Source organism: Shewanella sp. SR44-4 (assembly GCF_014163715.1).
In the GTDB taxonomy this organism is placed as follows: domain Bacteria; phylum Pseudomonadota; class Gammaproteobacteria; order Enterobacterales; family Shewanellaceae; genus Shewanella.
The window spans coordinates 1-12037 of the sequence record NZ_JACJDU010000076.1 but is presented as its reverse complement, the minus strand read 5'-3'; the positions used below and the strand labels follow the sequence as shown (position 1 = coordinate 12037).

Below are 12037 nucleotides of genomic sequence, written 5' to 3'. Positions count from 1 at the left end.
TTTTATGTTGAATATGATAGGCGGATTGATTGCCTATCAACTGAAAGAAACTAAGCCACAACTCAATATTACGAATGCTGAGTTTGGCGCTATTGTTGTTATGGCTTAAACCGATCTCAGGTTAAGTATATTTTTTAGGTGAACAGTATATATATCGATTCCAGCATCACCTTGACTAATGAATAACTCATTGCCTCTGGTAAAACTGCGATTGGCTTGACCCACAATATCTGAAGCTACAATAGCTTAGGCACAAAAAAGAGATGTTGCCAGTGGCAACATCTCTTTTAATTAACTCTGAAAGTAACTCTGCTGTGAAGATTAGGCCATTATTTCAATACAGACCTGCGTAAACCCTCTACAGAAAAACTACACACTATTTAACCTGAACTCGGGATAAGAGATAAATATATGATTATAAAGATCATAGTCTTATACGTTAGCAAGGCAAAGAGCAGTTTGAGAGACGTTTGTTATCCCAATTTCAGGTTATTTAGCTGTCCAACGATCCATCCAGCCTAGTACATTCTTGTACCATAGCTGTAGGTTATCTTGATTTAAGATCCAGTGATTCTCATCTGGAAATACCAATAGCTCTGAAGGAATACCTTTACGCTGCATGAAGGTAAATGCAGCAAGACCTTGGCCATAAGGTACACGGTAGTCTTTTTCACCATGGATGACGAGCATCGGCGTTTTCCAGTTTTCAACATAGTTTACTGGGTTAAACTTTTCATATAGCTCTTTGTTTTGATCGTATGGGCCACCGAATTCATATTCAGGGAACCATAATTCTTCTGTAACGTAATACATAGAACGCATATCAAACAAACCAGCATGGTCGACTAAACACTTGAAGCCATCGTTCCATTTACCTTGGAACCAGTTCATCATATAGCCACCGTAAGAACCGCCCAGTGCACATGCATTGTTAGCATCTAACCAAGGTTGCTGCGCGGTAACTGCTGCCATGCCTTTTTTAAGATCTTCAAGCGGTTTTCCGCCCCAATCCTTGCCAATAGAGTCGGTAAACGCTTGACCATATCCAGTAGAACCATGGAAGTCGACCATCACTACGCCATAGCCTGCACCCGCCCATAACTGAGCATTCCAGCGGCTGCTAAAACTGTTACCAAATGAGCCTTGTGGGCCGCCGTGTACCAGGTAAGCTATTGGGTATTTTTTACCTTCTTCATAGTTAACAGGTTTGATCCAATAACCATGAACGGTTTCGTCATTCCAACCTTTAAAGTTGAACTGTTCAAAATCACCAAACTTAATGTCAGCTAATTTTTCACTGTTGACGTTGGTTAGCTGTTTAAGTTGTTCACCTTCAAGTGACACACTGAATAAATCGCCAGGTTCAACTAATGATGACTTCTGGAAAATAAGACGATTACTGGTCACAGCCACTAGGCTGTTACTGCCTTGGTTGTAAATAGGACGCACATCACCAAACTGAGTGTTCACTTCAAAAATGGTCACTTGCCCAAGATCTTGTGCTGTCACATACAAAGTACGACCATCGGCACTAAAATTTAATGAACTCGCGCTGCGATCCCACAATGGTGCGACTTCTTTTTCCTGACCAGTAACATTGTCACGTAACATAATGCGGGAGCGATCAGCTTCGTAACCCGCCTTGGTCATGGCTAAATAAGCAAGATAACGGCCATCGGCAGAGAACGTTGGCTGGGCATCCCATGCTTGGTTATCTGGGGTTAAGTTAACCGTTTCACCGCCAGCTACAGGCACTTGCCATAAATCGTAGTTAGTAGTCCAAGCTTGATCGCGGCTCGGCGCTTTCGCGCTATAAACAACGTACTTACCGTCTGCAGTAAAGGTGACTTCTTCCATACCAGAAAATGGCTTAGGCGGTGTTTCAGTGTCACGGCCCGCTGTTACGTTTGTCGCGGTGGTAATTTTGTTGCCATTAAGCGAGGCGACAAACAAATGATTACGCGCGTTATCTTCCCAAGTGTCCCAATGACGTACCATCAACTGCTTGTATTGACGCCCGGTGCTTTTACGTTCAGCTTCGGCAGTAAACTTGTCTTTTGAACACGCTAAGTCTTTACACTCTGGAAATACCCGCAGCGTCATAACAACTTGCTTACCGTCGTTAGACAATTTGTAGCCATTGATATCTAACGGTAAATCAGTAACCGCGATAGCTTCTCCGCCATCAAGGGCCAATTGATACAATTGACTGGTGCCGGAGCGCGTGGCGAGGAAATAAATCGATTTTCCATCGGGCGAGAAGCTGACATCGTGTTCAGTACCGGCTGCCGAGGTAAGTTGCTTTGGCTTAGCATTTTTATCGTTCAAATCGAGAAGATAAAGATCTGAGTTGCCCTCGCCTTTATCATCAACCACTTTTACGCCGTACACCATGGTTTTACCATCATTTGATACGGCCGCTGAATGCAACTTATTTAAGTTAACCAGTTGCTGAACATTAAAAGCTGCGGGCTCTGCCGCAGACACTGATGTTGCCATGCCAGCAGCAACCAGTGCGAATAATACAGAAGACTTTTTCATTGTTATCATGTCTCAGTTGTTTAAATAAAACGTATTACGTTTGGGCCACAAATACAGCCAATATCAAACGTAATCATAAAATGTATATTGCAGACTAACCAAAGCAAAACGCTCAGGCAACAAGCCTTTTGTAAAAAGCTGTAAACCCGAGCGTTTAATCACATTGACACTTATCGCTTATGTGTAAGCACAATGTTATCGATGGCTTACTTATTAGCTTTACTGTTAGCGATATTAATTTTCCAAATCGCTGGGCCAGTTTCGTGCGCATTAACACCATTGGTATCAACCGCCACGGTTACAGGCATGTCTTGCACATCAAATTCGTAAATCGCTTCCATGCCTAAATCTTCAAATGCGACAACACGTGATTTCTTAATCGCTTTCGACACTAGGTATGCCGCGCCGCCAACAGCCATTAAATACACTGCTTTGTGCTTTTTAATTGAAGCAACCGTTTCAGGACCACGCTCAGACTTACCAATCATGCCCATTAGGCCTGTTTGGTCTAACATCATGTCAGTGAACTTATCCATACGGGTTGCCGTTGTTGGGCCTGCAGGGCCAACCACTTCATCACCGACTGGGTCTACTGGGCCAACGTAATAAATAAACTTACCGGTAAAATCGACACCTGCAGGTAAACCTTCACCAGATTCAAGCAACATTTGAATCCGTTTATGGGCCGCATCGCGGCCAGTCAGCATTTTACCGTTGAGTAATAAGGTATCACCACTCTTCCAAGTTTCGATTTCAGCTTGAGTGACCGTATCTAAATTGACACGGTGAGTGTTTTCTCCCGCTTCACGAGTGATTTCAGGCCAATCAGATAAAGATGGTGGTACTAAATCGACTGGACCAGTGCCATCTAAATGAAAATGCACATGGCGCGTTGCTGCGCAGTTAGGGATCATCACGACCGGTTTAGACGCTGCATGAGTCGGTACAGATTTAATTTTAACATCTAATACTGTAGTGAGTCCGCCCAACCCTTGAGCGCCTATGCCTAAATTATTTGCGCGTTCAAAAATGTCTAAACGAAGCTTTTCTTCTGTGGTCTCTGCACCACGAGCCATCAACTCATGAATATCAACAGGGTCCATTAATGATTCTTTGGCCAGAACGGCCGCTTTCTCAGCAGTACCACCGATACCTATGCCTAACATACCCGGTGGACACCAGCCCGCGCCCATTGTTGGTAATGTTTTTTCTACCCAAGCGGCGATATCGTCTGACGGATTAAGCATGGCCATTTTGGATTTATTTTCCGATCCACCACCTTTGGCTGCAATCATCACTTCTATTTGATTACCAGCAACCATGTCAATATGAACCACTGATGGTGTGTTGTCTTTGGTATTTTTACGCGCACCGGCAGGGTCTGACACTATTGATGCACGTAATGGATTATCTGGATTGGTATAAGCACGACGTACACCTTCATCGACCATTTCTTGAACTGTCATGTCAGTTTTATCCCACTGAACAGACATACCAATTTTAACAAAGGTGGTGACAATTCCAGTGTCTTGGCATAAAGGCCGTTTGCCTTCGGCTGACATACGGGAGTTAATCAGAATTTGGGCAATGGCGTCTTTCGCGGCAGCGCTTTCTTCACGCTCGTAAGCTTTGGTCATCGCATCAACAAAGTCTTTGGGGTGGTAATACGAGATGTATTGCAGAGAATCAGCAATACTTTCAATAAAGTCAGCTTGTTTAATCACGACAGCTTGACTAGATATAGTTGAATGAGTTGTAGAGTGAGATGTGGTATTCGTCGACATATGGGGTGCTCCAGCAGCCATTGCGGCCTAACATGGTTATCGTTTTTATTAGAATCGATTTAATATTAACTATTAAGACCAATATGATACTCTTTCCATCCTTTTTGGGCTACATCACATTTTAGATAAGGGTTATCGATGTCTGCGCGGGCAAAAAACGCACTCTTCATGCAAAAACTGGACTGGAAAATAGACACAAAGCAACTATTTTCACTGGTAAGCCACCAGCCATGGGCGATATTACTCGACTCAGCCAATGCTCCGCACCAAGATGCCAAATTCGACATCATCGGCTTTAATCCTATTGCAACGTTAACCAGCAGCGATGGCATCAGTCGATTTAGTGCCAAAGACTCGGCCATCAAAGCACTCAATATTAAAATAGATCGCCACGCCAACCCCTTTAACACATTAGCTGAACTGCAAGCGCGGTTATATCCTTCAGCGCAAGACAGCCAACATCCATTTAGTGTCGGAGCCCTGGGCGCATTTGGCTATGACCTGGGCCGGAATATTGAAAAGCTGCAACAAATTGCCATTAAAGATATTCATCTTGATGATATGAATATTGGTTTTTATGATTTTTCACTCGTCTACAGTTACGTTGATAAATCTTGGTATGCTTACCATTATGGTGGATCTGACACGTTAAAAGTTGAGTTGAATTTAATTGAATCTAAAATACAAAAATCAGCCAGTAACGCGATAACATCAAGGCCTTTCAGATTAACTACGGCTTGGAGTAATCAGATAGACAGTCAGCAGTATCAACATAAGTTTGCTCAAGTGCAGCAGTATTTATTGAGTGGTGATTGTTATCAAATCAATTTAACCCAACGATTTGAAGCTCAATATCAAGGAGATGAATGGCAAGCTTATTGTGCTTTATCCTTTGCAAACCAAGCGCCTTTTTCGGCATTTATGCGAGTTGATAACCACTGCATGTTATCTATCTCACCAGAACGTTTTATTAAACTTAACGATCAATATATCGAAACTAAACCCATTAAAGGTACCATGCCGCGCCATCATGATCCCATTTTGGATCAACAAGCCGCTAGCGCATTAATCACTTCCGAGAAAGATCGTGCCGAAAATGTGATGATTGTAGACCTACTCAGAAACGATATCGGTAAAGTCGCCGCCCCAGGCTCGGTTAAAGTGCCGACGTTATTCGCCATTGAAAGCTTTCCTGCGGTGCATCATTTAGTCAGTACGGTGACTGCCACACTTGCACCACACAAAACAGCATTCGATTTACTTAACGCCGCCTTTCCAGGTGGGTCAATTACCGGTGCGCCAAAAATCCGCGCAATGGAAATCATTGAAGAATTAGAACCGTCCAGACGTAACCTTTATTGCGGCAGCATCGGCTATATAAGCCAAAATGGAAACATGGACACCAGTATTACTATTCGTACTTTGGTCACTGAAAATAATCACATTTACTGCTGGGCAGGTGGTGGTATTGTTGCCGACTCCAATGGCGCTGCGGAGTATCAAGAAAGCTTTGATAAAGTCAGTAAAATATTACCTTTGTTGGCGAATCTAAATCAGCAACAAACAACGGTCGACAATCATTAATATACTGACGCTTCCCACTGGAGTGGATGATTGCGAGTAGATGATTGCGTGTAAAGAATAGTCGTTAGTAAGATTGTCACCAGCAGAATGGCGGTAATAGCATTAATTCAATGGTGCAAGCGCTTAGACGAGTTAAAAGTGAATAGTTGCTTATCTAAGTGGATAAGCCATGAAAGTACTCAAGCTAGGTTTATCTTACTCACAGCGCCCATATTGAGTACGCTTGTTAACTTCAGTTAATGAATTCTAGGCTCAGATTATCTTTTGTTATCAAAGGTCAGCAACCTTAATGCTTTCTAGAAATCATCGATTTTAATAGCATTACCTTATGCTTGAATCTGTTTTTTAATCCGTGTTTTTAAACCATTATTTATAATATTCACTCAAATTACCTCCAAGCATGAACGATCGCTCAAAAACATATTGAGCATTCGTTCAAAACCTGCTTAAATACACTTCTTACTTATTAAGGAGTTCACATGATTAAATTTTATTTCCATCCAGGCCCTAACCCAATGAAAATTGCCCTGTTCCTCGAAGAAACAGGCCTTGAGTTTGAACTCGTGCCAGTGGATACCTTAAAAGGTGAGCAACATAGCGCTGAATTTAAAGCGATTAACCCAAACAGTAAAACACCCGCCATTGAAGATAACGGCGTGCGTGTATTCGATTCTAATGCCATTCTTTTATACCTTGCTGACAAAACCGGTCAATTAGCTGCAACCCCGGAAAATCGTGGTGAGCTTCTTTCGTGGTTAATGTTCGTCGCCACTGGTTTAGGCCCTTATTCTGGTCAATGTGTCCATTTCACTCACCATGCACCAGAGAAAATAGATTACGCAACAAACCGTTATCAACGTGAAACTCAGCGCCATTACCAAGTACTTGACGCACATCTTGATAACCGTGAGTTTATCGTCGGTGATGAATTGAGCATTGTCGATATTGCTGCATGGGGTTGGGTTGATAAAATCAGCTATGTATTAGGCCAAGATGCCCTTGCCACTTACCCGAATGTTCAACGCTGGTTTAACAGCATCAACAACCGTCCTGCAGTTGAACGCGCCAGAAACATGGGTAAAGACATTCAATTTAAAGCAGAATTTGATGAAGACGCAAAACGTGCGTTTTTCCCACAAAATTATGTTATCTAAGCAAAATAGATTTTAATCGCGGTATTTTAATCGCGTTATAAAAGGCTTGTGGATGATATCCATAAGCCTTTTTTGTATTGCCTATGTGGCCCCACTCTTGCTGTAACGCCACTCTTGCTGTAACGCCACTGTGCACGCTATAGGTTTCTATCTATACAATGTTTTTAAGTTTATATATAAAGCTTTAAAGTTGATTTACACGGTTTTTAGGTTTGATATTTAGCTGCAACTGGTTGTTTATAAGCTAATGATCGCGTTTATGCATGTAGATTAAGCGTATAAATCATGAATACAATTTGTTATTTTTATCCACTTTGACACGAATTTACTTGTTCTTGCGGCGGTATTTTCCTACTGTTATTGAAAATGATTATCAATGAGGTTACTCATGAATACCCATCTTCAACATCAAATCAACCAATGGCTCAATAACGATCCCGACCCACACACCCGCTCACAACTGCAAACGTTAATTGATAACGGCAATGAAACAGAACTAGCGGCACGCTTTGCAGGTCGTTTAGCGTTTGGCACTGCAGGGCTAAGAGGTGAAGTGGGCGTTGGCCCTATGGCGATGAACCGTTTGGTTATCCGCCAAACTACTGCCGGTCTGGGGGCTTACTTACTCGAGCAAATCGACAATGCTGCCGAGCGTGGTGTCGTGATAGGTTACGATGGTCGTCATGATTCCTTTACCTTTGCCCATGATGCCGCAAGTGTATTAACCGCTATGGGCATTAACGTGCATTTAACCTATAAGGTTGCCGCCACGCCGTTAGTCGCTTTTGGGGTAAAACATCTTAACGCTGCGGCTGGCATTGTGGTTACTGCAAGTCATAACCCACCACAATACAATGGCTATAAAGTCTATTGGGAAAATGGCGCACAAATTATTCCTCCTCACGACACAGGCATAGCCGCCCAAATTACTCGGGCTGCCACTCTGACTATTCCCTTTTTAGCACTAGACGATGCTATCTCACAAGATAAGCTTACTTGGTTACAAGACGATTTCTATCAAGCCTATCGCCAAGGAATTCGTGAAGCTAAAGAGCTGCAATACCACAGCGGACAAGACAAGGTCAGTTTAGCTTACACCGCAATGCACGGTGTTGGTGCCGATATGGCTGAAACGGTATTAAATGATGCTGGTTTTACCCAAGTGTATTCAGTGGCGGCTCAACGTGAACCTGATGGCGACTTTCCTACGGTAAACTTTCCAAATCCTGAAGAAAAAGGCGCAATGGATTTGGTGATTGCAGAAGCCAAAAAACACCATGCTACACTCGCTTGTGCCAACGACCCTGATGCTGACCGCTTTGCTGTTGCCGCTCGCACTGAAAATGGCGACTACCAAATGTTGACAGGCGATCAAGTTGGAGTGTTATTTGGTCATTACTTACTCAGCCATGCGCCTAAAAATCAGCAACTTACTGGCACTACTATCGTGTCCTCAAGCCTGTTGTCTAAAATTGCCACTGAGTTTGGTAGCCAAAGCTATACCACTCTTACCGGCTTTAAGTGGTTAATGAATGTCGGTATTGCCAAGCACCAAGCTGACAATCAGTTCTTATTCGCTTATGAAGAGGCACTCGGTTACACCATTGGTAACTTAGTGTGGGATAAAGATGGATTATCGGCATTAGTGGCCTTTGCCCAACTGACTGTAGAACTTGCAGATAATGGACAAACCATTTGGGATAAACTCGAGCAGATTTATCGCCAACATGGATTTCACCTTAATAAACAAGTGAGTATTGCCCTTAATGCTGACACGCCAAATATTGGTGCCTATTTACGCGAACATCCACCCGTGAAAATTGGTGAGTATGAGGTGGTCTCGACCGACGATTTAAAAAGTCTACAGCGCACTGCCGCTGATGGCAGCAAACAAGCCATTGATTTACCTAGTAGCGATGTGTTGATTTATGCCTTAGAAGGTGGCGCTCGAGTCATTGTTCGCCCGTCGGGTACTGAGCCAAAAATTAAATGTTATTACGAAGTGGTTGAAACCATGACAAGCTCAGACACTTGGGCATCGGCACAAGCTCGTGCGGAAGATGCCATGGCGAGCTTTATTACATCGCACCAAACGAGCTTACCCAGCTAGCGGCTCATAAAGCGATTAAGTCTCATTAACAATACTTAAGCCTCATTAACAAAATTAATGTTAAACGCCTGTTACTAGTAGCAGGCGTTTGTTTATGGCTGTGGGTGATTGTAACCACAATGGAGTAATTATCGCCTTTAACTAGATCAGAGTGTCATGAGATATGCCTGATTGAACTAACTAAGCCTATATTAAAGCGACCTATGTACCAGCGAAAATGACCTATAATGTTACAAAATTACTCATAACGTTATCGCAGGATTGCTAATGTATAAAAGTCTCGTTTCTTTGGCCGTTATTGCCAGTATTTCAGCCCCAGTAGCAATCGCTGCAGAAGAAGGTGAAAACCTAGAGCGCATTCAGGTTATTGGATCGCGTATTGCCCTTCGTACCGCCACAGACAGTGCAACCCCTGTCGATATTATTACCTCAGAACAACTTGAAGCAACAGGCATCACCGAAACTGCCAAGGCATTGCAGTTTGCTGCGCCCAGCTACAGCTTTCCATTCTCGTCAATTACCGATGGCAGCGACGCGGTTCGCCCTGCAAGCTTACGAGGCATGTCACCTGATCACACTTTAGTGTTGGTAAATGGTAAGCGCCGCCATGGTTCAGCATTGGTTCACTTAGCTGGCACGTTAGGCAAAGGTTCATCAAACGTTGACCTTAACGCCATTCCAATGACTTCAATTAAGCGGATTGAAATTTTACGCGACGGTGCATCAGCGCTATACGGCTCTGATGCGATTGCTGGCGTCATCAACGTCGTGCTGAAAGACAGCGACGAAGGTGGCAGCATTGCCGCCCAGGTTGGCCAAACCTACGAAGGCGACGGTGAACAAGTACGCCTAGGCATTAATCAAGGCTTTAGTTTTAGCCAAGACGGCTTTGTGAATGTGTCTTTAGAAGCACATCAGAAAAATTCAACTAATCGTGCCGGTTTTGATCCACGTCAGCAATACCCGACCCTAGCAGACGGTAGCCTTGATCCACGTGAAGCCACATTCGATCGTAAAAATCATCATGTTGGCGACAGTGATTATGACAACTACGGTTTATTTGTAAATGCTGAGCAAGGGTTAGATACCAAGGGTAAGCTTTATGCCTTTGGTGGTATTAGCAAACGCAGCTCAACCTCAGGCGCTTTTTATCGTCGTGCGTTAGATTCTCGTAACGTTATTGAAGTGTATCCAGACGGCTTTTTACCGCAAATTAGCCCAGAGATTATCGATTACTCTTTAGTCACTGGTTATGAGTTTGAGTTGGGCCAATGGGAAATTGATTCATCAGTTGGTTTTGGTAGCAACAGCTTTGAATACAATGTTGAAAACAGCATTAACGCTTCGCTTGGCCCTAACAGTCCAACAAGCTTTGATGCTGGTACATTGTCAACCAGTGAGCTGAATCTAAACTTAGATGCTTCAACCTACTACGATTTTGCCAATGACTCTGACTTACTCGTGGCAATGGGCATCACATGGCGCGAAAGTGGCTATCAAATTGAAGCTGGCCAAGAAGAGTCTTATATCCAAGGCGATTACCAAGATAAATCGGGTGGTAGCCAGGGATTTGGTGGTTTCACTAAAGAATCTGAAGTAGATGAAGACCGTACAAACCTTGGTTTGTACATCGAACTTGAAAACCAACTCACCGATGACTTTTATTGGGCGGCAGCCGTTCGATATGAAGACTATTCAGATTTCGGTGGCAATACCAGTTGGAAATTGTCTGGTCGATATGAGCTAACAGACCGAGTGGCACTTCGTTTAACCACCGACACGGGTTTTCGCGCGCCAAGTGTACAACAGCTTTATTTTACCAACGTATCCACTTTCTTTGACCCTGATCCGGTCACTGGTGAATTTATTCCTAGAGAGTCAGGTACCTTTAACCAGTTATCACCGGTTAGAGCTGAGCTAGGTATTCCCGATCTTAAAGCGGAAGTATCACACTCTTATAGTGCAGGTATTGTTTACACTGGCGACAATGGCTTTGCAGTGACATTAGATGCTTATGAAATCAATGTTGATGACAGAATCATTTTGTCAGGCTCTATCGACAAAGAAAGCTCACCCGCCATTGCTGCCATTCTTGAAGGCACCAATGCCGACTCGGCGCGTTTCTTTATGAATGCGGTTGATACTAAAACTCAAGGTGTAGACTTAGTTATCACTCAAGGTTTTGATCTCGGTGAATACGGCGACCTAAAAGCAAACCTTGCTTACTCATACAAAGAAACTGAAATTGAGTCAATTTCTTTGCCTTCGATCCTCAATGGATTAGAAGACGAGCTATTTGATAATATTGAAGTCGTTCGCATGACGGAAGCCAATCCGAAAAATACCGCTAACATCGGTTTTACTCATCAATATGATGACTTCACCACTAACTTACGTTTCAGCTATTTCGGTGAATATACCGTGGGTTATTCATCTAGTGAAGTAGAATACGGTGCGAGATGGACCACTGATTTAAGTACTCGTTACCGTGCAACAGATAACCTTTCAGTGACGTTAGGGGTACAAAACCTATTTGATACTTATCCAGAGAAACGCCCAGAGGATAATAATTTTAACGGCATATTTGTATACCCACTGACCAATACTCCGTTTGGATTTAACGGTGGTTACTATTACTTAGATCTACGTTATACCTACTAAAAGATTATTTATTAGTGAGTATTTTCAGCCGATAACCACGCTGAAACGCAAAAATGCCAATCATATTTGATTGGCATTTTTCATTACATCAAGCTGAACATAAAACGATTGGCTAATAACATTAGTTTAAGTTGTCTTGCTAACGGACTAATGCTTACTGACTGTATTTACTGACTGTATTTACTGACTGTATTTACTGACTG

General features: G+C 43.0%; 6 protein-coding genes and 1 pseudogene. 5 read left to right on the top strand and 2 right to left on the bottom strand.

Translation table 11 applies throughout. From position 1 onward, the window contains the following. Positions 1 to 109: pseudogene (locus tag H5125_RS20800) on the top strand (IS982 family transposase); the annotation flags it as partial. Between the two features lie 380 nt (positions 110 to 489). On the opposite strand, the gene H5125_RS20795 reads toward H5125_RS20800, so the two are convergent. Beyond that, entirely contained in the window at positions 490 to 2550 is a 2061-nt protein-coding gene (locus H5125_RS20795; RefSeq protein ID WP_392341233.1) for a prolyl oligopeptidase family serine peptidase, read from the bottom strand. A gap of 197 nt (positions 2551 to 2747) precedes the next feature. After that, a complete protein-coding gene (locus tag H5125_RS20790; protein WP_011637612.1) occupies positions 2748 to 4325 on the bottom strand; it encodes a fumarate hydratase in 1578 nt (525 codons plus the stop codon). Between the two features lie 138 nt (positions 4326 to 4463). Here H5125_RS20790 and pabB point away from each other — a divergent pair, with 138 nt between their 5' ends. The 4 genes from pabB to H5125_RS20770 all read left to right on the top strand — a co-directional run bounded on the left by pabB (position 4464) and on the right by H5125_RS20770 (position 11834). After that, positions 4464 to 5909 (top strand): aminodeoxychorismate synthase component I, encoded by a 1446-nt coding sequence (gene pabB / locus H5125_RS20785; protein WP_182745303.1) that lies wholly within the window; start codon positions 4464 to 4466, stop codon positions 5907 to 5909. A gap of 479 nt (positions 5910 to 6388) precedes the next feature. Next, complete coding sequence (locus tag H5125_RS20780; protein ID WP_182745301.1) at positions 6389 to 7063, top strand: glutathione S-transferase family protein; 675 nt, start codon at positions 6389 to 6391, stop codon at positions 7061 to 7063. 388 nt (positions 7064 to 7451) lie between these two features. Beyond that, complete coding sequence (locus tag H5125_RS20775) at positions 7452 to 9173, top strand: phospho-sugar mutase (RefSeq protein ID WP_182745299.1); 1722 nt, start codon at positions 7452 to 7454, stop codon at positions 9171 to 9173. 267 nt (positions 9174 to 9440) lie between these two features. Beyond that, the gene (locus H5125_RS20770; protein WP_182745297.1) at positions 9441 to 11834 is read left to right on the top strand and encodes a TonB-dependent siderophore receptor; all 2394 of its coding nucleotides are present in this window, start codon (positions 9441 to 9443) and stop codon (positions 11832 to 11834) included. Positions 11835 to 12037: the final 203 nt, after the last annotated feature.